A 20,347-nucleotide genomic window follows, 5' to 3' on the forward strand; every position below is an offset into this window, starting at 1 on the left:
TTATTGATCGAGCACGAGCTTGATGTCGAGCGGCGGTTCGTTGCGCGAGAGATTCACGCGCTTCACGCCCGTCGCGGGCGCATCGGCGTAGGCCAGATAGTCGATCGTCCATCCGTCCTGCCTGATTTCCTTCGGACGGCCGTTGTTCGATTCCGGATCGAGCGTTGTCTGCGCGCGCGAACTCGGCGCGGCCGACGGCTGCAGCCAGTAGCGCAGGCCTTCGACCGGCAGCGCGAAACCGAGCGTGTTCTGCATCAGCAGGGAGACGTTGTCAGCGCTCACCGGCTGCCGGTTGGGCAATTCGAGCGTGGCGAGCGAGGGCGAAGACGTGACGATGGCCATCGTCTGGCCGAGCGGATTGCGCAATTGCAGCGTGACCGTATCGCCCGTTTCCTGCCAGTCGAAATTTCCGTACGCGTTGCGCTGCGTGCCGTTCTGATCGTTGTACTGCACGGCGAAGCGTCCGTGGTATTCACGGCTCGTCTGCGTCGCGAGCGAAGTGGATGCGTTTGTTGTCGTGGGGAGGCGCGGCTGGAGCGCGCAACCCGACATCACCAGCGCGGCGGCTGCCGCGATGCCGAGCGCGCCGCGTCGAAGCGATGCGCCGGCGAGAAAATCGAATGCCATCAAAGGTCGTTTACCTGGAGTCGTTTCAGCGTTTTGACGAGCGTATCGTTGTCAGGTTCGAGCTTTTGCGCCTGCCGCCAAGTCGCGCGCGCCTGGTCCTGCTGCCCGGATTTCCATTGGACTTCGCCGAGATGCGCGCCGATTTCGGCATTCGGCTGCAGGTTGTACGCGTTCTTGAGAATCTTCTCCGCTTCGGCCGCGTTGCCCTGACGGAAACGCGCCCAGCCGAGGCTGTCCATGATGAACGCGTCGTTCGGCGCGAGCGAAACGGCCTTCTCGATCAGCTTCACCGCTTCGTCGAGCCGCTGATTGCGATCGACGAGCGAATAGCCGAGCGCGTTGTAGGCCTGCGGATTGGTCGGCTGCGTGCGCATCAGCGTGCGCAACTGCGTCTCCATCACGTCGTAATGGCCGTTCTTTTCGGCGGCCATTGCGTAGTCGTAGACGAGATCGGGATCGTCGGGGAATGCGGCCACCGCCTTCGCGAGATTTTCCTCCGCTTCCTTGTAGCGATGCGCCTCGAAGAGAATCGCCGAATCGGTGCGCGCGAGCAGCGCGAGATCACGCGGATCGGAGCTTTGCAGGCTGCCGAGCAGCGCACGCGCGTCGTCCACCTTGCCCTGCTTCGCGAGCAGTTGTGCGCGCGTGATCTGCGCGGGCAGATATTGCTGGCTCGTACGCGGAATCTTGTCGAGCCACTGGCTTGCCGCCGCTTCGTCTTTCTGCTCGAGCGCCAGTTGCGCGAGATAGATGTACGCCTGGCCGGGGTCCGCGCCCGGCGTGCTTTCCGCCGTCTTCGCGTAGAGATTCAGAAAGTCCTGCGCCTTGTCGAACTGTTTCTTCTGAATGTTGATGAGCGCGAGCGCCATCAGCGGCGTCAGGTCCTTCGGATCGTTCTTGCGCATGATCTCGAACTGCTTTTGCGCGTCGTCGAGCCTGTCGGAAGACAGGTATAACTGCGCGAGCGCGAGCCGTGCATCATGCGATTTCGGATTCTTGTCGAGATATTTCTCGAACGAAGCGATGCCTTCCTTGCGTTCTTCCGGACCCATGCGCGCGAGCGTCAGCGCGGCGGGCAGATAGTCCGGCTTGAGTTGCAGGGCTTTTTCGAGCGATGCCTTCGCGCCGGGCTGATCGTCCGCGATCAGTTGCTGGCGCGCGAGCGCGAGTTGCGCCTCCGGCCGGTTCTGATCGTTTTGCGTCAGATCCTTCAGCACGTTAAGCCCGCCGATGCGATTCGGTCCACGCGCAAGCAGGCTCTGCAACGAAATGATGGCTTCGCCGCGCTGATCGGGCGAAACCTTCGCGAGCTCGCGTTCGAGCGTGGGCTTCGCGTCTTCCGGCTTGCCGCTCACGATCAGAAGCGATGCGCTCAACTGCGCCGCGCGATCCGAATGCGGCGCGAACTGCTGCCAGAGTTGCGCCGACGTCAGCGCATCGTTCGGGCTCTGCGCCGCGATCGCGATTTCGGTCGCGCGCTGCGCGAAACGCGGATCGTGCGTGTCGCGGGCAAGCGAGAGATAGGTCTGGAATGCAGGCGCCGGCTGGCCGCGCTGCAACGCGACCTCGGCCGCCAGCACCTGGAACACGATCTGGCTGGACATTGCCACATTCGGCAAATCCTGTGTCTCCGCGCCGCTGACCGGCGCGGTCAGCAGATCCGCGGCGTTTTGCGCGTCGGATTGATCGTCGGCGCTTGGAACGGGCGTCGCGTTCGGATCCTGCGCGTGCGCGGGGACGCACGCGAGCGCGGCCATCGCGAGCGCAATGGCGCCCGCGATTCGTGACATTGGCACGGCGAGCGAGTGCGTCGAGCTGGCCTGACGCTTCGCAAACAGCTTCATGACGAACGAGTTCATGGAATTCCAGACGATGTTTCAGTCGATTGTAACGCGGTGGCTAAAATACCGGCACACTCGCCCCAGCAAGTCTCTCTCCAGAAAAATGCCCGAACTGCCGGAAGTCGAAGTCACCCGCCGGGGAATCGAACCCTATGTCGCCGGACGGCGCGTCGAGCACGTCGATGTACGCACGCCCGCGCTGCGCTGGCCGATCCCGCAGCATCTTCCGAAGACGCTCGATCATCTGAAGATCGAGAAGGTCGAGCGGCGCGGCAAGTATCTGCTGTTCGAAACCGCCGAAGGATGGCTGATCGTTCATCTCGGCATGACGGGCACATTGCGCGTGTTGCGTCACGTGCCGAAGCCGCCGGAGGCGGCGAAGCACGATCACGTCGATATCGTGTTCGACGATTTCATCCTCCGTTTTCGCGATCCGCGCCGCTTCGGCGCGATCCTCTGGAATCCGCGCGCGGACGGCGACGTGCTCGATCATCCGCTGCTCGCGACGCTCGGCGTCGAGCCGTTTTCGCCGGAATTCTCCGGCGCGCTGCTGTTTCGCGCGACGCGCGGGCGCAAGGTGTCGGTGAAGCAGGCGCTGCTCGCGGGCGGGATCGTCGTGGGCGTGGGGAACATCTATGCGTCGGAGAGCCTCTTTCGCGCGGGCATCCGGCCGACGACCGCGGCGGGCCGAATCTCGCTCGTGCGCTACGATCTGCTGGCGGATGCAGTGCGCGTGACGCTCGCGGCCGCGATCGAGAAGGGCGGCAGTACGCTGCGCGATTTCGTCGGCAGCAACGGGGAGTCTGGCTACTTTCAGCTCGACTATTTCGTCTATGATCGCGCGGGCTTGCCGTGCCACGTCTGTGGAACGGCGATCAAACAAATTGTCCAGGGACAGCGCTCGACCTACTTCTGCCCGCGCTGCCAACGCTAATTTCCGATGCTCGCTCTCACCGATTTTTCGTCGCGCCTCATCGCGTGGCAACGCATTCACGGCCGTCACGAACTGCCGTGGCAGAACACGCGCGATGCGTATCGCATCTGGCTGTCGGAGATCATGCTGCAGCAGACGCAGGTTTCGACGGTCATCCCGTATTACGCGCGGTTTCTCGAACGCTTTCCGACGGTGACGGCGCTCGCCGACGCGCCCATCGACGACGTCATGGCGCTCTGGGCCGGGCTCGGCTACTACTCGCGCGCGCGCAATCTCCATCGCTGCGCCCAGGTCGTCGCGCACGAGCACGGCAGCGCGTTTCCGCAGACGGTCGATGCGCTCGCGATGCTGCCGGGCATCGGACGCTCGACGGCGGCGGCGATCGCGTCGTTCGCGTTCGGCGCGCGCGCGACGATTCTCGACGGCAACGTGAAGCGCGTACTCGCGCGCGTGTTCGGCGTCGAGGGATTTCCAGGCGAAAAGCGCGTGGAGAATGCGATGTGGGCGCTCGCAGAATCGCTGCTGCCGGACGCGGCGAACAAGGACGACGTGACCGCCTACACCCAGGGCCTGATGGACCTCGGCGCAACGCTGTGCGTGCGCGGCAAGCCGGATTGCGCGCGCTGTCCGTTCGCATCGGATTGTGTGGCGAAAGTCGAGGGACGCCAGCGCGAGCTGCCCGCCGCGCGCCCGAAGAAAGCCGTGCCGACGCGCAAGACATGGATGCTGATCCTGCAGGACGGCGATTCGATTCTTCTGCAAAAGCGTCCGTCGATGGGCATCTGGGGCGGGCTGTGGAGTCTGCCCGAGGCCGCCGACGAAGCCGCGCTGGCGGAAGTCGCGCGCGATCTCGGCGCCGACGAACATCTTCAGCGTCTCGCGCCGCTCTCTCATGCCTTCACGCACTTCAAGCTGGATATCGAGCCGCGTCTCGGCGAGGCGCGCAAGGCGCCGCGCGAGTTGATGAGCGCGGAAAGCGTCTGGGCGCCGCTCGCGAAGATCGACGCCTACGGCGTGCCCGCGCCCGTGCGCAAGCTGATCGATGCGCTGAGCGGCTCGCTCATCTAAAGCAATTGATGGTGCTGCATGTAGTGATGCACCACGTCGATACGCGCGCCGGCGTCCGTCAGTTCCATGAGCTTCTGGCGGGCGCGCATCGGAATCGGCAGGATTTCGGCGAGGCGGTTGGATACCCAGGTGGGATCGTCGAATAGAAACGGCTCGACGAACGGCAGGTTCTGCGGCTCGCGCTCCCTGATCGTATCGATGATGCGCTCCAGCACCTCCGCGCACGCGCCGAACTTTGCGAGCGCTTCCACGCCGCGCAGCGGCTGATCGTCGCCCAGCAACTCCGCCGTGCCGACGAGCAGATTGCTCGGCTCCACACGATGATCCGTCAGCCTGAAACGCTCGGTGCCGCGTGCCTGAACGAGCAGGAGGCCGAAGGTATCGACATCGCATTCCGAAATCTCGGCAAGGCAGCCGATGTTCTCCGGCACCGACGGATCGCCCGGCGACGCGACTTCGTGCCCGCTCTTCAGCAGGCATACGCCGAACGGCGTTTTCTCGCGCAGACACTCGCGCGCCATGTCGAGATAGCGCGCTTCGAAAATCTTGAGCGGCAGCAGGCCGCCGGGAAACAGCACGGTGTGAAGCGGAAACAGCGGCAAGTCAGCCAGAATGGGATTCGAAGACATCGCGCCCCTCCAGGGTGGACCGCCGGCGCGGCGATCGGGTTCGCGTGTGAGGCGCGCTGTCACCCAGCCGGGATGGGCGCGTCACGATGCCGCACGATCACGTTTGCCGTCTCGCAAAAGCGCGCGGCGAGCGCCTCCGCGATGAACACCGAGCGATGCTGCCCGCCCGTGCAGCCGATCGCGACAGTGAGATAGCTGCGGTTGTCGTCGCGAAAACGCGGCAGCCATTTGCCGACGAACGCGCCGATGTCGTCGATCATCTCGCCCACGAGCGGCTGCGCGGAAAGAAAATCGATGATCGGTTTGTCGAGGCCCGTGAACGGGCGCAACTCGCGGTCGTAATACGGGTTGGGCAGCGTGCGCACGTCGAACACGAGATCGGCGTCGAGCGGCACACCGCGCTTGAAACCGAACGATTCGAACATCAGCGTGAGATCGGCGGCGTCCGTTTCGACGAAGCGCTTGACCCATGCGCGCAGCACGTTCGCGCGCAGGTTGCTGGTGTCGATTTGATGGCCGTACTCCGCGAGGCCCGCGACCAGTTCGCGCTCGCGCTCGATTGCTTCGGCGAGCGAGTTCAGCACGCCGACATCGGCTTCGCGCATCGGCGGGCCGGACAGCGGGTGACGCCGGCGTGTCTCGGAGAAGCGCTGAATCAGCGACTGCGTGCTCGCGTTGAGGAACAGCACGCGCAGGTCGTAATCGTCCGAGAGCGTGCGGATGATGGCGGGCACGTCGTCGAGGGAGTGGCTCGAACGCGCGTCGATCGCGACGGCGAGACGCGTCTGGCCTTCTTTCGCCAGATAGCCGGCGAGTTCGGGAAGAAAGCGCGGCGGCAGGTTGTCGACGCAGTAGTATCCGCCGTCTTCCAGGGCGTTCAGCGCGACGGACTTGCCGGAACCGGAGATGCCGGTGATCAGGATGATACGCATGGGTCTCGAGGGATTCGCTTTCTCTTAGCTTAGCACCTGCGCCCGATTCATTTCGGCACGCGCGACGTTCCGCGATGCGCGGTCAGATCAGCTTGCCGGGAAACTGGCTGTCGGGGTCCTGCATCGCGAGGCGCTGACGGTCCATGAAGTCGCGCAAGGTATCGATGCCGCGCAGTTGCAGGATCGTGTTGCGCACCGCCGCCTCGACCAGCACGGCGAGGTTGCGGCCCGCCGCGACCTGAATCGTCACCTTGCTGATCGGCAGGCCGAGCACATCGACGGTCTGACTTTCGAGCGGCAGGCGCTGGAATTCGCCATCCGGCCGCCGCACTAGTTGCACGATCAGTTTGAGCTTCATCTTCCGGCGCACGGCGGTTTCACCGAAGATCGTCTTGATGTCGAGCAGACCCAGACCGCGCACTTCGAGCAGATTCTGCAAGAGGGGCGGGCAGCGCCCTTCGACGAAATCGGGGCCGAGGCGCACAAAATCGACCGCGTCATCCGCCACGAGACCGTGGCCGCGGCTGATGAGTTCCAGCCCGAGCTCGCTCTTGCCGAGACCGGAATCGCCGGTGAGCAGCACGCCCATGCCGAGAATATCGATGAACACGCCATGCAGCGTCGCGCGCGGCGCGAGAATGCGCGACATGTACGCGCGCAGGCTGTCGATCACGGCCGCCGCGGACATGCGCGTCGTGAAAAGCGGCGTCGACGAACGCGTGCAGCGCAGAACGAGTTCCGGCGGCGCGCCGACTTCGCCTGCGACGACCAGAAACGGCGGTTCGAGCGCGATCAGTTCGGCCATGTGACGCGAACGGTCTTCGTCGGACTGGCGTTGATAGTAGTTGATCTCGGCGTCGCCGAGCACCTGGATACGGTTCGGGTGAATCAGGTTCAGGTGGCCGACGAGGTCGGCGCTCGACGTCGCGTTTGCGACCGTCTCGCTCGAGAAGCCGCGTTCCCAGCCTTCGTGCCCGGTGAGCCAACTGAGCTTCAGAGCGGCTGCGTTGTCGTCAAAAATGCTTTGAGCGTTGATGCTGGACGTATCCATGAGACCGGAACTCCGTTGGAAGCCGGGAGCAGCCTTTGCGTAACGACGAAGCGGGTCGCTTCAGTACGCCGCATGGCGCCGCGTTTGACCGATTGTGCCCCAGAAGCTCTACGTAAGCGAGGCGCGCCCGGCGCGAAAGGTGCACGGACGCGCCTCGGACGCGTATCGCTAGATTCGGGTGGCTGTTACGGTTGCCATTGCGTGAGCACTTGATAAAGCGCCTCACGATTTTCTTCCTTGTGCAGGCGCTCGCGCGCCTCGCTGTCGGAGAGCAGTTGCGCGATCTCCGAGAGAATTTCAAGATGCTGCTGCGTTGCCTGCTCGGGCACGAGCAGGAAAATGAGCAGAGAGACCGGCTGGCCGTCGGGCGATTCGAACGCGACGGGTTCGGCGAGGCGCACGAAGGCGGCGAGCGGTTGCTTCAGCCCCTTGATGCGGCCGTGCGGAATCGCGACGCCTTCGCCGAGGCCGGTCGAGCCGAGACGCTCACGCGCGAAGAGATTGTCGGTGACGGTACTGCGGGCGATGCCGTTCTGGTTCTCGAAAATCAGGCCCGCTTGCTCGAATACGCGTTTCTTGCTGGTAACGGACAATCCGAGAACCACGTTCTCGATGGGAAGAAATTTGGCTAAACGATTCATGTTGGCAGGCTGATGCGTGGCCTGATAGCTCCTCATCGTGGCCGCTGTCTGAAAGCGCTCACGGCGATGGTGATACGGAAAGTGCGCTGGCGGCGTTCCCTGCAGCGTGCCTGTCGTGCGACCCCGAAAATAACCGGATCATTATAGAACAGGGTACTGCCCGATGGTGCGCCGCGCAATTGCACCGATTCGCGATCCAATGTGCAGGACAAAGCCCTGAAAATCAATGTCTTGCGGCTCTCTACGGCGAAAATCCAACAAAAAAGCCGCCAGTCGGAGGCGGCTTCGGTTTGGTGCATGCCCGGATCGATCGTCTCCGGATAGTCGAGGACTTCCTCGAATCATGCCAGCCGTCCTGTGGCGGCGGGTGTCGCTGTCATCCGCGGATCAGTCGGCGAGCGTGCGCGCAATGTGCGCTCAGGGCGACGGCGCTTCCAGTTCCTGCGGCTCGCCACGATACTTCACCGATTCGTGCGCGTGGCCCTGAATCTTGTCCTTGTGCTTGATGACCTGCCGATCCAGCTTGTCGACCATCAGATCGATGGCGGCGTACATATCAGCGTCACAACTCTCGATAAAAATGTCCTTGCCCTTCAGATGCAGGTTGATTTCCGCCTTCTGCCTCTTTTCCTTTTCCCTATGATTGTCGACCGAGAGGACAACGTTGCCGTCGATCACTTGATCGAAATGACGGAGCACCCTGTCCAGTTTCGTGATCACGTACTCGCGCAACGCAGGCGTCAATTCGAGGTGGTGTCCACTGATCTTCAGATTCATAGTTGCTCTCCAAGCTAATGGCCGTGAGATCACGTCGGCTCGTCCGAAACCGGGCGGCGATGCCTCCCGTCAGCGCGTCATTCTGGCGCGACTGAAAAACGGGGTGCATCGGCCGGCACGTCCGCGCTCTCGCGATGCGGCCGGTAAACGCCCATCACAACACGCGATGGACTACAGAGACGGGTCATAGAGACTTGCGCAGATTCACTGCCGGGATCTTGAGGGCTTCGCGGTACTTGGCGACGGTGCGCCGCGCGACCACGAATCCTTGTTCCGCCAGCAGTTCGGCGATGCGGCTGTCTGAAAGAGGAGTTTTGGGGTCTTCCGCTCCTATCAGTTGCTTGATGAGGGCCCGGATCGCCGTTGACGATGCCGCGCCTCCTGTGTCGGTCGAGACGTGCGATCCAAAGAAGTACTTAAATTCAAGCGTCCCGAATGGGGTGAGCATGTACTTGCCAGTGGTCACACGAGAAACCGTCGATTCGTGTAATCCCAGCGTATCAGCAATCTCCCGCAAAACCAAGGGCCGCATGGCGATTTCGCCATGTGCAAAAAAGTTCTTCTGACGCTCCACGATCGCCTGCGCGACACGCAGAATCGTCTCAAACCTCTGCTGAATATTCTTGATGAGCCAGCGTGCTTCCTGGAGTTGCTGACGCAGCGAGCCGCTGCCCGGATCGCCGCGATTGTTGCGCAGGATGTTCGCGTACAGATGATTGATCCGCAGCTTCGGCACGATCTCCGGATTCAGTTCCGCCGTCCATCCGCTTGCTGCCTTGCGCACGAGAATGTCCGGCACGACATAGTCCGCTTCGCTCTTGCCGTACGCCGCGCCCGGAAAGGGTTCGAGCGATTTGATCAGCACATGCGCGTCGCGCAGCGCGTCGTCGTTGGCCTTCAGTTGCTTGCGCAGACGCGTGAAGTCGCGCGCCGCGAGCAGTTCCAGATGATTCGTGACGATATCGAGCGCGAGCGTGCGCGTGGGCGAGCCGTCGAGCCGCAGCAACTGCAGCTTCAGGCATTCCGATGCCGAACGTCCGCCCACGCCGGGCGGATCGAAGCTTTGCAGCAACGCGAGCGCCGCGCTCAACTCGTCGAGATCGACTTCGAGCTCTTCGGGAAGATCGGTCTGGACTTCATCGAGCGACGACGTCAGATACCCGTCCTCGTCCAGCGATTCGATCAGAAACGTGACGAGCGCACGATCGCGCTGATTCGCCGCGGTCATGCGCAACTGCGAGGTCAGATGGTCGCGCAGCGTCGTGGTCGATTCGTGGATTTGCAGCGGCGGGAGATCGTCGTCGTCGGACGCGTTGTTCGAACGCCCGTAGTCTTCGAGGTTCCACGAACTGGAATCCTGAGCGCTGTCCGAACCCATTCCGTTGTATTCGTCGACGCCCTGCGGTTCGCTATTTTCCGAACGTTCGGAACTGGAACTGCTCGATGACGAGCCGTTGCTCATCATCGAATCGGGCGGCGTGCTCGGCGTGTTCGGCGCCGCGATCAGCGAGCCGTCCGAGGCGACGCGCAGCGGGCTCGTGATCCAGTCGTCGTCATTTTCGAGCAGCGGATTCTGAGCGACGGCCATCGCGACTTCCTGCTGCAGTTCGAGCGTCGACAACTGCAGCAGCCGGATCGACTGCTGAAGTTGCGGAGTGAGCGCAAGATGCTGCGAGAGGCGAAGTTGGAGGCTGGCTTTCATGGCAAGGTTTTATTTCATTGTAGAGAGTTTGCCACGCGCGCGAAACCTCGCGGGGATTCCAAAAAAGCGCATGCCGCCCGAAGGGGCGGCACGTAAGTTTTGCTGCTTTCGCATGATGCGGCGCACGATGCACGCCGTTTTTGCGAGCGTGTTTCACATGCGGAAATGCTCGCCGAGATAGACGCGGCGAACGCTCTCGTTTTCGATGATTTCGCCCGGCGCGCCTGCCGCGAGCACGCTGCCATCGCTGATGATGTACGCGTGATCGCAGATGCCGAGCGTCTCGCGCACGTTGTGGTCGGTGATCAAAACGCCGATGTTGCGCTGCTTCAGAAACTTCACGATCTTCTGAATTTCCAGCACGGCGATCGGATCGACGCCCGCGAACGGTTCGTCGAGCAGAATGAAGCTCGGATTGGTCGCGAGCGCGCGTGCAATCTCGACGCGACGGCGCTCGCCGCCCGACAACGACAGCGCCGGATTCTCGCGCAGATGCGCGATCTGCAACTCGTCGAGCAAGGCTTCTGCGCGCTGTGTTATGGCGTCTTTTGACAGGCGTTTGCCCGCTTCGTCGGTCTGCAGTTCCAGCACTGCGCGAATGTTCTGCTCGACGGTGAGCTTGCGAAACACCGAGGCTTCCTGCGGCAGATACGACAAGCCGAGGTGCGCGCGCTGATGAATCGGCAAAAGGCTGATCGAGTTGCCGTCGAGGTCGATTTCACCGGCATCGAGCGGCACGAGACCGACGATCATATAGAACGACGTGGTCTTGCCCGCGCCGTTCGGACCGAGCAGGCCGACCACTTCGCCGCTCTTTACATCGAGCGACACGTCCTTCACCACGGTGCGCGACCCGTATCGCTTCTTCAGATTGCGGACGACGAGCGAACTCGATTGGCCTTCCGGCTTGCGGTGGGGCATGGAGGTCGAATTCACTGCTGCGGGTTTCCTTGAATGGTGTTCGACGGAGAAAGCGTGGCGGGCGATCCGTTCAGCGGCGCGGCGCCGCCCGAACGCGGCGCGAGCATCGCGCGCACCCGGCCGTTCGGATTGCCGGGACCGGCCTGGTCCTTGCCCGCGGTCGCCGTATAGAAGTCCTTCTGGCCGTCGTAGGTGATCACGCTGCCGTGCACTTCGTCCTGAACTTTCGTCAGGCCTTGCAGGCGGCGCACGACAGCGCGTGTCGTGAGCTTCGTGAAGTCGTTCTTGCCGTCGTAGTCGATGCGGACCGCGTTGCCGTCGATGTACTCGTCGAGGCCGTCACGCTTCTGGCGGAAGTACGAGAGATTGTTGCCGCTCGACGTGCCGGTCGCGTACTGATAGCCCTGCGGGTCCTGCGTGACTTCCACACGGTCGGCCTTGATGACGATCGTGCCTTTGGTCGCGACGACGTGGCCGGTGAAGATGTTCTTCTGGCCGAGATCGTCGTAGGACATGTTGTCCGCTTCGATGTTGAGCGGTTTGTCGCGGTCGGCCTTTTCGGCGTGCGCGGGCAGCGCGGCCAGCGCAACGGCGATGGTCAGCGCGGCGGCGAGCCCGGCCCGCGCGGCGTGCACCGCGCGGCGCGCGGACGTTGCGCGCGCATGGCCGCCATCGGGACGAGGGTACCTTTCGTTCATGCAGTCACAATTCGGATGGGAGTGCCGGGATTACTTGGACGAGCCGCCGTTGATATCCGTGGCGGCGATTGCACCGCGCACGTTACCGAAGAGCTTCATTACCCGGGTCACGTTGTTGTAGTTCATGCCAGAGGCCGTCATCACGGACGGGCCGCGCTGAAGTCTAACCGGTTTTTCCGTCTCGATGACATCGTCGTTCACCAGCACGCGAAAATGCTGCGAATCGGCCTGCATCTGCGGATCTCCGTAGCCGGCCGCGCGCACGATGCGCGCGTCGTCGTAAAGATCGACGATCGAGACGTCGCCGTTGACCGTGCCGCGCAGGGCCGTCGCCGTGACGGTCGGCTTCAGCGGCTGGAACATGCGCATTGCGGGCAGCGTGAGGTCGCTGATCTCGTCGTCTTCGTAATGCACCATCGATTTCGCCGTCAGACGATATTGCGTCGTGCCGGTGGCGTCGAGCTCGGAAACGGAAAAGTTGTTGGCGAAGTAGTCGGGCGTGTGGCGCTTCTCCGGTGCGGGCGCCTGCTGCGCTGGCGGCAGCGTGGCTTGCAGCAGCCAGTAGGTGATGCCGGCCAGCGCCGCCATCGCGACGAGCGGCAGGAGCGAGGCGAGCTTTCCGGGGCGTTGCATGGGCTTCAGCCTCCGAGCGCCGCGGCGAGCAGTTCGTCGTAGCGATGTTGCGCGCGCAGGATCGCGTCGCAGACTTCGCGCACGGCGCCGTGGCCGCCGCGCGCTTCCGCGACCCAGTGCACGCGCTGGATCACTTCGGGATGCGCGTTCGCGGGCGCGGCGGCGAAGCCGCAGCGGCGCATCACCGCGAGGTCGGGCCAGTCGTCGCCCATGTAGCCGCATTCGTCGGCGGCGATGCCGGTCGCATCGAGCAATTCGGCGAGCGCGACGGTTTTATCGGCGACGCCCTGATAGAGATGCGTGATGCCCAGTTCGCGCGCACGCGCCGCGACGATGCCCGATTGCCGGCCCGTGATGATGGCCGTCTGCACGCCGACGGACTGCAGCATCTTCACCCCGTGGCCGTCGAGCGAATTGAACGACTTCATCGCGTCGCCGTCGGCGGTGAAGAAGAGGCTGCCGTCGGTGAAAACGCCATCGACGTCGAAGACCATCAGCTTGAGGCGGCTCGCGCGTTCGGCGGCGGTGGGAGGCTTCTGCGCCATCAGATCACCTTCTTGGAGAAGAGGTCGTGCATGTTCAGTGCGCCGATCAAAGTGGCATCGGCGTCCACGACCAGCATCTGATTGATGCGATAGCGCTCCATCAGTTCCACGGCTTCGACCGCGAGATGATCCGGCGCGATCGTGCGCGGATTACGCGTCATGACATCGACGAGCTTCAGCGCGCGGAAATCGCCGTCGCGCTGCAGGATGCGGCGCAGGTCGCCGTCGGTGAAAATACCGTGGACGTGACGGTTTGCGTCGATGACAGCCGTCATGCCCATGCGCTTGTCGGTGATCTGGAAGAGCGCGTCCGAAACAGTCGCGTCGAGCGATACGACCGGCACTTCGTCGCCCACGCGCATGACGTCGCGCACGTAGGTGAGAAGACGTCGCCCGAGCGCGCCGCCCGGATGCGAGCGCGCGAAGTCGTCGGGACCGAAACCGCGCGCATCGAGCACGGCGACGGCGAGCGCGTCGCCAAGCGCCATCGCGGCGGTCGTGCTGGCCGTGGGCGCGAGATTCATCGGGCACGCTTCCTTTTCGACGCGCGCGTTGAGGTGCATGTCGGCCAATTGCGCGAGACTCGATTCGGGACGGCCGGTGATCGCGATCAGCTTCGCCCCGAGCCGCTTGATGAGCGGCAGAATGGCAACGAGCTCCTCGGTTTCGCCCGAGTTGGACAGCGCGATGAAGATGTCGTCGGCGGTGACCATGCCGAGGTCGCCGTGGCTCGCTTCGGCGGGATGCACGAAGAACGCGGGCGTGCCGGTGCTCGCGAGCGTCGCGGCGAATTTGCGCGCGACATGGCCCGACTTGCCGATGCCCGATACGACCACGCGGCCGCGACAGGCGAGCAGCGTTTCGACCGCGCTCGTGAAGTTTTCGTCGAGAAGTTCGGAAAGCCCGCGAACGGCGTCGGCTTCGATCTGGATTACGTTGCGAGCCAGCGCCAGTGCCCGGTCGCCATTGATTTTCGCTATCATGCGCGGAGTATAGCAAAGGCGTTTCTGAGCCGCCCCGCCGGGAGCGCGGCGCGCCGCCGCCTATCCGCCCCCGCAAGCCCTGTCGTCAGGGGCCTTTTTAAGATGCCGGAGCGCCAGAACTACGCGCCTCGGAACACTGACGAACGAGGACGCTAGCCGGATGACCTCTCCGCTCGAAATGACGCTGTTGCTGCTGCTCTGCTCCGTGGCAGGCGTCGTCGTATTTCGCTATTTCAACCTGCCGCCGATGCTCGGCTATCTGACGGTCGGCATCATCGTGGGACCGCACGCAGCGGGCATCGCGCCGGATTCCGACCGCGCGCAGCATCTCGCCGAATTCGGCGTCGTCTTCCTGATGTTCTCCATCGGGCTCGAATTTTCGCTTTCCAAGCTGCGCTCGATGCGGCGCATCGTGTTCGGGCTCGGCGCGAGTCAGGTCGCGGCGACCATCGCGCTCGCGCTGATCTTCGGCTGGATCGCCAATTTCTGGATGGAAATGTCGTGGCAGGCGAGCTTCGCGCTCGGCGGCGCGATGTCCATGTCCTCCACCGCAATCGTCAGCAAGCTGCTCGCGGAGCGGCTCGAACTCGAATCGGAGCATGGCCGCAACATCTTCGGCGTGCTGCTGTTCCAGGATCTGGCGGTCGTGCCGCTGCTCATCATCATCGCGGCGTTCGGTAACGGCAATTCGTCGCAGCTCGCGATGTGGCTCGGCATCGCGGCAGTGAAGATCGTCGTCGCGTTGACGGTCCTGCTCTTCATCGGCCAGAAGTTCATGACGCGCTGGTTCGATCTCGTCGCGCGGCGCCGCTCGCAAGAGCTGTTCATGCTGAACCTGCTGCTCGTGACTCTGGGCGCGGCGTTCATCACCGACAAGTTCGGTCTGTCGCTCGCGCTCGGCGCGTTCATCGCGGGCATGCTGATCGCCGAGACGCCGTATCGGCATCAGGTGGAAGAGGACATCAAGCCGTTTCGCGACGTGCTGCTCGGTCTTTTCTTCGTGACCACCGGCATGCTGCTGAATCCGCGCGTGATCTGGGAACATCCGCTGCTCGTGCTCGGCTTTTTCGTCGTGCCGATCCTGCTCAAGGCCGTGATGATCACCGGTCTCGCGCGTGCGTTCGGCGCGGCGCCGGGCGTCGCGATGCGCACGGGCCTCGGCCTCGCCCAGGCGGGCGAATTCGGTTTCGTGCTGCTGAACCTGATCCTCGATTCGCATCTCGTCAACTCGACCATCCTGCAGGCGATTCTCTCCGCGATGCTGCTCTCGATGCTCGCCGCGCCGTTCATCATCCAGAACGCGGACCGGATCGTGCTGCGCCTGTCGTCGACGGAATGGATGCTGCAATCGCTGCAGATGACGAAGATCGCAACGCAGAGTCTCAAGCAAAGCGGCCACGTGATCATCTGCGGCTACGGCCGCGCGGGGCAGAACCTCGCGCGCATGCTGGAGCAGGAAGGCATTTCCTATGTCGCGCTGGATCTGGACCCGGATCGCGTCGCGGCGGCCGCGGCGGCGGGCGAATCGGTCGTGTTCGGCGATGCCGGGCGGCGCGAGTCGCTGCTCGCGGCGGGGCTGCATCGCGCGGCGACCGTTGCGATCACCTACGCGAACACGCCGTCCGCGCTGCGCGTGCTGCACAACATCCACGAACTCGCGCCGACCTTGCCCGTGATCGTGCGCACGGTCGATGACGCCGATCTCGAAAAGCTCACCGCCGCCGGTGCGACGGAAGTGATTCCGGAGATCGTCGAAGGCAGTCTGATGCTCGCGTCGCACACGCTCGTGCTGATGGGCGTGCCGATGCGGCGCGTCGTGCGGCGCGTCGAGGAAATGCGCGACGCGCGCTACAGCCTCTTGCGCGGCTACTTCCACGGCGCCGACGATGTCGACGACGACGATGGCCACGAGCAGGTGCGGCTACAATCCGTACCGATCGACGCGAATTCCGAAGCCGTCGGGCATTCGCTCGACGATCTCGGACTCGTCGGCAATGGAGTCGAGGTGACCGCGATCCGGCGCCACGGCATCCGGGGCGTCGAACCCGACCCCGAAACCAAGCTGCGCGCGAACGATATCGTCGTGCTGCGCGGCCTGCCCGAAGTGCTTGCGCAAGCCGAGGAACGGCTCTCGCGCAACCGCCGGGCGGCGTAGTCATCCTCTTTTGTCACCAAGGCGAACGCGCGGCCTCACGGCGCGGACTCCGGAGAAGTCATGTCCATTACCCCTTCGAACGCACAGCTCGACGCCGCGCGTTTCATCAAGGAGCGCGTGCGCACCGTCGAGAACTGGCCGCAGCCCGGCGTGCAGTTCCGCGACATCACGACGATCCTGCAAGACCGACGCGCGCTGCGCATGCTCATCGATCTGTTCGTGCAGCGCTATATCGACGAGAACGTCAATGTGATCGCCGGCATGGATGCGCGCGGCTTCATCATCGGGCCGATTCTCGCGTATGAACTGAGTCTCGGCTTCGTGCCGATCCGCAAGAAGGGCAAGCTGCCGTACAAGACGCTCTCGCAGTCCTACGACCTCGAATACGGCAGCGCGACCGTCGAGATTCACGAGGATGCGTGCAAGCCGGGCGATCGCGTGGTGATCGTCGATGATCTGGTCGCGACAGGCGGCACGATGATGGCCGGCAAGATTCTGCTGGAGCGGCTCGGCGCGGAAGTGGTGGAGGCGGCCGCGATCATCGATCTGCCCGATCTCGGCGGCTCGAAGCTGCTGCGCGCGAACGGCGTGCCGCTCTATACCGTGTGCGAATTCGGCGGACATTGAGATGCCCAACTTCCTGCTCTTTCTCGCCGCATCGGTCGCGATCACCGTTGCGCCCGGTCCCGACAATCTGCAAGTGCTCGCGCGCGGCATTTCGCAAGGGCGCCTCGCGGGCGTCGTCGCCGCGCTTGGCTTTGCGTTCGGCGTGATCTTCCATACGACGCTCGCCGCGCTCGGCATCGCGGCGCTGCTGCGTTCGTCGCCGGTCGCGTTTCAGGCGGTGAAGCTCGCGGGCGCGGCGTATCTCGTCTGGATCGGCATCAAGGCGCTGCGCAGTCACGGTCTCTCGACGGCGCACGCGCGCCCGAGCCAGCCGCTTTCGACGGTGTTCCGCCAGAGCGTGATCGGCAACATGCTGAATCCGAAAGTCACGCTGTTCTTCATCGTGTTCCTGCCGCAATTCGTCGATCCGCACGGCGCGCAAAGCGTGATGCTTAAGATGTTCGAGCTTGGCGGACTGTTCATGTTGCAGACGGTCGTCGTGTTCTCGCTCTTCGGCATTGGTGCCGGGATGATCGGCGCGTGGCTTAAGCGCCGTCCGCGCGTCGGCGTGTGGCTCGACCGGCTCGCGGGCGCGACGTTCATCCTGCTCGGCGTTCGCGTCGCCTTGCGCTGACCGGGGTTTGTGCATGACGCTGCCTGCCATTACTTCCGCGCGCCATTTCGATGCCGCCGCGCACGCGCCGTTTTTCATCGACGATGAACGCGTCGGCTGGATTCGCCGCACCGACGTCGACGCGCTGCGGCGCTGGCCCGACGTCTTCGAGATCGACGAGACATCGGTTCGGCTGAACGCATCGCTCGCCGATGTGAATACGCGCAGCGCCGCGCTCGGCGCGGTCATCGGCGCGTTGTACGCGGAAGGCCGGATTCCCGGCTGGCGCGACGAAACCTACGCGATCCGCAACGACTTCGACGCGCCGCCGCTCGCGTTCATCGAGCGTGCGGCGTCGCGCTTCTTCGGCACGATGACCTACGCGGTGCATCTGAACGGCATCGTAAAATATCGCGATAAACCGCCGCAGTTGTGGATCGCGCGCCGCAGCGAGACGAAGGCGACCGATCCCGGCATGCTCGACAACATCGTGGCGGGCGGCATCGGCTGGGGCTTCGAACTGATGCCGACGCTCGTGAAGGAATGCTGGGAAGAGGCGGGCATGAGCGCCGGGCTCGCGCAAACCGCCGAGCGCGGCCGCACGTTCCATGTGCTGCAATCCTTGCCCGAGGGCACGCAGGCCGAGCAGATCTTCGTGTACGACGTCTCGCTGCCGCCCGATTTCGCGCCGCGCAACCAGGACGGCGAAGTCGGCGAGCATCGTCTGGCACGCATCGAAGAGGTCGCGCGCTGGATCGAGGAAGGCAAGCTCACCGTCGACGCCAGTCTCGCGACGCTCGATTGCATGCTGCGCCGCCAGTGGATCGACGAAGACGCGTGCGAAGGCATCGTCGCGCTCTTCGATCCGCCGCCGCTCTGAACATCAAGAATCAAACGAACGAGGAAAGGTCATGTCGACCGAACATAGTTTCTATCTGAAGTTGTCGTGCCCGGACCGGCCGGGAATCGTGCATGCCGTGTCGGGTTTCCTGTTCAACCTCGGCGCCAATATCCTCGACTCCGCGCAGTTCGGCGACAGCCGCACGGGCGAGTTCTTCATGCGCGTGCATTTTCAGCAGGTCGGCGGCGATCCCGGTATCGACGCGCTGCGCAAGTCGTTCAGCGACCTCGCCGACGAATTCGGCATGCGCTGGGAGCTGCATGACGCGTCGGTGAAGCCGCGCGTCGTCATCATGGTGTCGAAGATCGGGCACTGCCTGAACGATCTGCTGTTCCGCTATCGCACCGGCCAGTTGCAGATCGAGATTCCGGCGATCATCTCGAATCACAAGGATTTCTATCAACTCGCCGCGAGCTACGACATTCCGTTCCATCATCTGCCGCTGCTGAAGGCGACGCCGGATGCAAAGGCCGCGCAGGAAGCGCGCGTGCTGGAAATCGTCGATCAGCACGACACGGATCTCGTCGTGCTCGCGCGCTACATGCAGATTCTGTCGGCGAACATGTGCGAGAAGCTCGCAGGCCGCGCGATCAACATCCATCACTCGTTCCTGCCGAGCTTCAAGGGCGCGAAGCCGTACTATCAGGCGTTCGATCGCGGCGTGAAGCTGATCGGCGCGACCGCGCACTATGTCACGTCCGATCTCGACGAAGGCCCGATCATCGAGCAGGAAGTGGAGCGCGTCGATCACAACATGACGCCGGATCAACTGACGGCGATCGGCCGCGACGTCGAGTGCGTGACGCTCGCGCGCGCGGTGAAATGGCATGCGGAGCATCGCATTCTGTTGAACGGGCACAAAACGGTCGTGTTCCGTTAATCGCCCTTCGAATGCAGAAACGCCCGCAAGGAATTGCGGGCGTTTTCGTTTATGGCGGCCGAATCGAATCAGACGAGCCGCAGATAAATCAGCTCACGCTTGATATACGCGTAGAAAATCGGCGCGGCGATCACGCCCGGAATGCCGAATGCGGCTTCCATTGCGAGCATCGCGAGAAGCAGTTCCCACGCGCGCGCCTCGATCTGGCCGCCGATGATGCGCGCATTCAGGAAGTATTCGAGCTTGTGGATGACAATCAGGAACGCGAGCGACGCGACCGCCGTGCCGAACGACACCGACAGCGAAATCCCGACGATGATCGTATTGGAGATCAGATTGCCGATCACCGGCAGCAGCCCGACGATGAACGTCACCAGTACGAGCGTCTTGGAGAGCGGCAATCGCTCGTGAAAGACCGGCAGCGCGACGAGCAGATAAAGCGCGGTGAAGACGGCGTTGATCGCCGAAATCTTGATCTGCGCGAATACGATGCGGCGAAACGCATCGGCGAAGCGCGATACGCGCGCGATGAGCGCCGTGGACAGCGGCAAGCGATGATGCGACGGCCGCGGCGCGCTGACCGCGATGATCGCGCCGATGATCATGCCGATCACGATATGCCCGAAGCCGCGCGCCATCTCCTTGCCGCCTTGCTGGAGCATCTCGGCGTGCCGGTGCATCAACTCGGTAGCTTTGTCCTTCATCTGGCCGGCATCGACCGGCAGATAGTTCGCGATCCAGTCGGGCACGCGCAGGCGCGCGCTCGACGTGATGGTCATCAACTGGTCGAGCAGCTTTTGCAGGCTCGGCACGTCGTGCTCGAAATGCTCGATGGTAGCGACGGTGGCGCCCGTCAGCCCGCCGACGATGATCGCGGAAATCAGCCCGACCGCAATGAGCCGGGCGCCCTTGCTCACCACGTGACGTTCGATGACCGGCGAAATCATGTGGACGAGCTGGAACACGAGCATGCCGGCGAGAAGACCGCCCAGCAGTTTCAGATCGAGGACCAGCCACATCGCGAAGAGCGCGAGGATATAGCTGCCGATTTCCACCGCGGACAGCTTCGGCAAGCTCATGTCGCTCGTCAGCCTGACGTGGCGTGTGGGCAGGTCCCGTACCCGCGCCTCCTCGTTGGCAGCTTCGTTGCGCTTCGGCATGACTGCGTTCCTTTCCCCTGCTGCGTACGACGGTTATTCGTGCCGCGACG

22 protein-coding genes are annotated in these 20,347 nt (G+C 63.5%); 7 read left to right on the plus strand and 15 right to left on the minus strand.

All coding sequences use genetic code 11. The annotated features are described in order from the left end of the window. Positions 1-627, minus strand: a complete 627-nt coding sequence (gene lolB, locus QCE73_RS01440) for a lipoprotein insertase outer membrane protein LolB (RefSeq protein ID WP_035497584.1) — start codon at positions 625-627, stop codon at positions 1-3. Further along, complete coding sequence (locus QCE73_RS01445; protein ID WP_309879496.1) at positions 627-2,486, minus strand: tetratricopeptide repeat protein; 1,860 nt, start codon at positions 2,484-2,486, stop codon at positions 627-629. The genes lolB and QCE73_RS01445 overlap by 1 nt, the downstream gene beginning before the upstream one ends. An 85-nt stretch (positions 2,487-2,571) precedes the next feature. On the opposite strand from QCE73_RS01445, the gene mutM reads away from it, so the two are divergent. After that, positions 2,572-3,402, plus strand: coding sequence for a bifunctional DNA-formamidopyrimidine glycosylase/DNA-(apurinic or apyrimidinic site) lyase (mutM, locus tag QCE73_RS01450; protein WP_309879497.1), 831 nt, complete (start codon positions 2,572-2,574; stop codon positions 3,400-3,402). Between the two features lie 6 nt (positions 3,403-3,408). Then, positions 3,409-4,470 (plus strand): A/G-specific adenine glycosylase, encoded by a 1,062-nt coding sequence (mutY, locus tag QCE73_RS01455; protein ID WP_309879498.1) that lies wholly within the window; start codon positions 3,409-3,411, stop codon positions 4,468-4,470. On the opposite strand, the gene QCE73_RS01460 is transcribed toward mutY, so the two are convergent. The 12 genes from QCE73_RS01460 to kdsD all read right to left on the minus strand — a co-directional run bounded on the left by QCE73_RS01460 (position 4,467) and on the right by kdsD (position 13,982). Then, positions 4,467-5,099 (minus strand): LON peptidase substrate-binding domain-containing protein, encoded by a 633-nt coding sequence (locus QCE73_RS01460; protein WP_035497589.1) that lies wholly within the window; start codon positions 5,097-5,099, stop codon positions 4,467-4,469. The two genes, mutY and QCE73_RS01460, sit on opposite strands and share 4 nt — an antisense overlap. 59 nt (positions 5,100-5,158) lie before the next feature. Next, a complete protein-coding gene (gene rapZ / locus QCE73_RS01465; protein ID WP_035497591.1) occupies positions 5,159-6,031 on the minus strand; it encodes an RNase adapter RapZ in 873 nt (290 codons plus the stop codon). Positions 6,032-6,113: 82 nt separating this feature from the next. Continuing rightward, the gene (gene hprK, locus QCE73_RS01470; protein WP_008351692.1) at positions 6,114-7,082 is read right to left on the minus strand and encodes an HPr(Ser) kinase/phosphatase; all 969 of its coding nucleotides are present in this window, start codon (positions 7,080-7,082) and stop codon (positions 6,114-6,116) included. Between the two features lie 185 nt (positions 7,083-7,267). Continuing rightward, a complete protein-coding gene (ptsN, locus tag QCE73_RS01475) occupies positions 7,268-7,723 on the minus strand; it encodes a PTS IIA-like nitrogen regulatory protein PtsN (protein ID WP_035497938.1) in 456 nt (151 codons plus the stop codon). 32 nt (positions 7,724-7,755) lie between these two features. After that, complete coding sequence (locus QCE73_RS01480; RefSeq protein WP_309879500.1) at positions 7,756-8,022, minus strand: hypothetical protein; 267 nt, start codon at positions 8,020-8,022, stop codon at positions 7,756-7,758. A 118-nt stretch (positions 8,023-8,140) separates the two neighbouring features. Further along, entirely contained in the window at positions 8,141-8,500 is a 360-nt protein-coding gene (hpf, locus tag QCE73_RS01485) for a ribosome hibernation-promoting factor, HPF/YfiA family (protein ID WP_014190335.1), read from the minus strand. A gap of 184 nt (positions 8,501-8,684) precedes the next feature. Next, on the minus strand, positions 8,685-10,202 hold the full coding sequence (locus QCE73_RS01490) for an RNA polymerase factor sigma-54 (protein WP_309879501.1): 1,518 nt from the start codon (positions 10,200-10,202) through the stop codon (positions 8,685-8,687). Positions 10,203-10,355: 153 nt separating this feature from the next. Beyond that, positions 10,356-11,123: an LPS export ABC transporter ATP-binding protein gene (gene lptB, locus QCE73_RS01495; RefSeq protein WP_309881877.1), complete on the minus strand. Its 768-nt coding sequence runs from the start codon at positions 11,121-11,123 to the stop codon at positions 10,356-10,358. Positions 11,124-11,134: 11 nt separating this feature from the next. Then, on the minus strand, positions 11,135-11,821 hold the full coding sequence (gene lptA / locus QCE73_RS01500; RefSeq protein ID WP_035497594.1) for a lipopolysaccharide transport periplasmic protein LptA: 687 nt from the start codon (positions 11,819-11,821) through the stop codon (positions 11,135-11,137). 30 nt (positions 11,822-11,851) lie between these two features. Then, positions 11,852-12,454 carry an LPS export ABC transporter periplasmic protein LptC gene (lptC, locus tag QCE73_RS01505; protein ID WP_035497595.1) on the minus strand — a complete coding sequence of 201 codons (603 nt, stop codon included), beginning with the start codon at positions 12,452-12,454 and terminating at the stop codon, positions 11,852-11,854. 5 nt (positions 12,455-12,459) lie between these two features. Then, complete coding sequence (locus QCE73_RS01510; protein WP_309879502.1) at positions 12,460-12,999, minus strand: HAD family hydrolase; 540 nt, start codon at positions 12,997-12,999, stop codon at positions 12,460-12,462. Then, positions 12,999-13,982 (minus strand): arabinose 5-phosphate isomerase KdsD, encoded by a 984-nt coding sequence (gene kdsD / locus QCE73_RS01515; RefSeq protein WP_238209680.1) that lies wholly within the window; start codon positions 13,980-13,982, stop codon positions 12,999-13,001. The genes QCE73_RS01510 and kdsD overlap by 1 nt, the downstream gene beginning before the upstream one ends. A 160-nt stretch (positions 13,983-14,142) precedes the next feature. Between kdsD and QCE73_RS01520 the strand changes: the two genes are divergently transcribed. Genes QCE73_RS01520 through purU form a run of 5 tightly spaced genes read left to right on the plus strand, consistent with a single transcriptional unit; the run spans position 14,143 to position 19,137 of the window. Continuing rightward, positions 14,143-16,137 carry a monovalent cation:proton antiporter family protein gene (locus tag QCE73_RS01520; RefSeq protein ID WP_035497599.1) on the plus strand — a complete coding sequence of 665 codons (1,995 nt, stop codon included), beginning with the start codon at positions 14,143-14,145 and terminating at the stop codon, positions 16,135-16,137. 60 nt (positions 16,138-16,197) lie between these two features. Continuing rightward, on the plus strand, positions 16,198-16,764 hold the full coding sequence (locus QCE73_RS01525; RefSeq protein WP_035497600.1) for an adenine phosphoribosyltransferase: 567 nt from the start codon (positions 16,198-16,200) through the stop codon (positions 16,762-16,764). A 1-nt stretch (position 16,765) separates the two neighbouring features. Next, positions 16,766-17,377 (plus strand): LysE family translocator, encoded by a 612-nt coding sequence (locus tag QCE73_RS01530; RefSeq protein ID WP_309879503.1) that lies wholly within the window; start codon positions 16,766-16,768, stop codon positions 17,375-17,377. Between the two features lie 13 nt (positions 17,378-17,390). After that, complete coding sequence (locus QCE73_RS01535) at positions 17,391-18,236, plus strand: DUF4743 domain-containing protein (protein WP_309879504.1); 846 nt, start codon at positions 17,391-17,393, stop codon at positions 18,234-18,236. A 31-nt stretch (positions 18,237-18,267) separates the two neighbouring features. Next, the gene (gene purU / locus QCE73_RS01540) at positions 18,268-19,137 is read left to right on the plus strand and encodes a formyltetrahydrofolate deformylase (protein ID WP_035497603.1); all 870 of its coding nucleotides are present in this window, start codon (positions 18,268-18,270) and stop codon (positions 19,135-19,137) included. Between the two features lie 68 nt (positions 19,138-19,205). Here purU and QCE73_RS01545 read toward each other — a convergent pair whose 3' ends face one another. Continuing rightward, positions 19,206-20,297: an AI-2E family transporter gene (locus tag QCE73_RS01545; RefSeq protein WP_035497605.1), complete on the minus strand. Its 1,092-nt coding sequence runs from the start codon at positions 20,295-20,297 to the stop codon at positions 19,206-19,208. Positions 20,298-20,347: the final 50 nt, after the last annotated feature.

The sequence above is a fragment of the Caballeronia sp. LZ029 genome (assembly GCF_031451275.1).
GTDB classification, from domain to species: domain Bacteria; phylum Pseudomonadota; class Gammaproteobacteria; order Burkholderiales; family Burkholderiaceae; genus Caballeronia; species Caballeronia jiangsuensis.

What these genes read in the sequence shown, in the direction of transcription:
- mutM (WP_309879497.1), top strand. Translation starts at nt 2,572, where the DNA reads ATGCCCGAACTGCCGGAAGTCGAAGTCACCCGCCGGGGAATCGAACCC.
- rapZ (WP_035497591.1), bottom strand. Translation starts at nt 6,031, where the DNA reads ATGCGTATCATCCTGATCACCGGCATCTCCGGTTCCGGCAAGTCCGTC.
- QCE73_RS01445 (WP_309879496.1), bottom strand. Translation starts at nt 2,486, where the DNA reads ATGAACTCGTTCGTCATGAAGCTGTTTGCGAAGCGTCAGGCCAGCTCG.
- QCE73_RS01545 (WP_035497605.1), bottom strand. Translation starts at nt 20,297, where the DNA reads ATGCCGAAGCGCAACGAAGCTGCCAACGAGGAGGCGCGGGTACGGGAC.
- hprK (WP_008351692.1), bottom strand. Translation starts at nt 7,082, where the DNA reads ATGGATACGTCCAGCATCAACGCTCAAAGCATTTTTGACGACAACGCA.
- lptC (WP_035497595.1), bottom strand. Translation starts at nt 12,454, where the DNA reads ATGCAACGCCCCGGAAAGCTCGCCTCGCTCCTGCCGCTCGTCGCGATG.
- kdsD (WP_238209680.1), bottom strand. Translation starts at nt 13,982, where the DNA reads ATGATAGCGAAAATCAATGGCGACCGGGCACTGGCGCTGGCTCGCAAC.
- lolB (WP_035497584.1), bottom strand. Translation starts at nt 627, where the DNA reads ATGGCATTCGATTTTCTCGCCGGCGCATCGCTTCGACGCGGCGCGCTC.
- QCE73_RS01510 (WP_309879502.1), bottom strand. Translation starts at nt 12,999, where the DNA reads ATGGCGCAGAAGCCTCCCACCGCCGCCGAACGCGCGAGCCGCCTCAAG.
- purU (WP_035497603.1), top strand. Translation starts at nt 18,268, where the DNA reads ATGTCGACCGAACATAGTTTCTATCTGAAGTTGTCGTGCCCGGACCGG.
- QCE73_RS01490 (WP_309879501.1), bottom strand. Translation starts at nt 10,202, where the DNA reads ATGAAAGCCAGCCTCCAACTTCGCCTCTCGCAGCATCTTGCGCTCACT.
- lptB (WP_309881877.1), bottom strand. Translation starts at nt 11,123, where the DNA reads ATGCCCCACCGCAAGCCGGAAGGCCAATCGAGTTCGCTCGTCGTCCGC.
- QCE73_RS01480 (WP_309879500.1), bottom strand. Translation starts at nt 8,022, where the DNA reads ATGCACCAAACCGAAGCCGCCTCCGACTGGCGGCTTTTTTGTTGGATT.
- lptA (WP_035497594.1), bottom strand. Translation starts at nt 11,821, where the DNA reads ATGAACGAAAGGTACCCTCGTCCCGATGGCGGCCATGCGCGCGCAACG.
- hpf (WP_014190335.1), bottom strand. Translation starts at nt 8,500, where the DNA reads ATGAATCTGAAGATCAGTGGACACCACCTCGAATTGACGCCTGCGTTG.
- mutY (WP_309879498.1), top strand. Translation starts at nt 3,409, where the DNA reads ATGCTCGCTCTCACCGATTTTTCGTCGCGCCTCATCGCGTGGCAACGC.
- QCE73_RS01520 (WP_035497599.1), top strand. Translation starts at nt 14,143, where the DNA reads ATGACCTCTCCGCTCGAAATGACGCTGTTGCTGCTGCTCTGCTCCGTG.
- QCE73_RS01530 (WP_309879503.1), top strand. Translation starts at nt 16,766, where the DNA reads ATGCCCAACTTCCTGCTCTTTCTCGCCGCATCGGTCGCGATCACCGTT.
- ptsN (WP_035497938.1), bottom strand. Translation starts at nt 7,723, where the DNA reads ATGAATCGTTTAGCCAAATTTCTTCCCATCGAGAACGTGGTTCTCGGA.
- QCE73_RS01460 (WP_035497589.1), bottom strand. Translation starts at nt 5,099, where the DNA reads ATGTCTTCGAATCCCATTCTGGCTGACTTGCCGCTGTTTCCGCTTCAC.
- QCE73_RS01535 (WP_309879504.1), top strand. Translation starts at nt 17,391, where the DNA reads ATGACGCTGCCTGCCATTACTTCCGCGCGCCATTTCGATGCCGCCGCG.
- QCE73_RS01525 (WP_035497600.1), top strand. Translation starts at nt 16,198, where the DNA reads ATGTCCATTACCCCTTCGAACGCACAGCTCGACGCCGCGCGTTTCATC.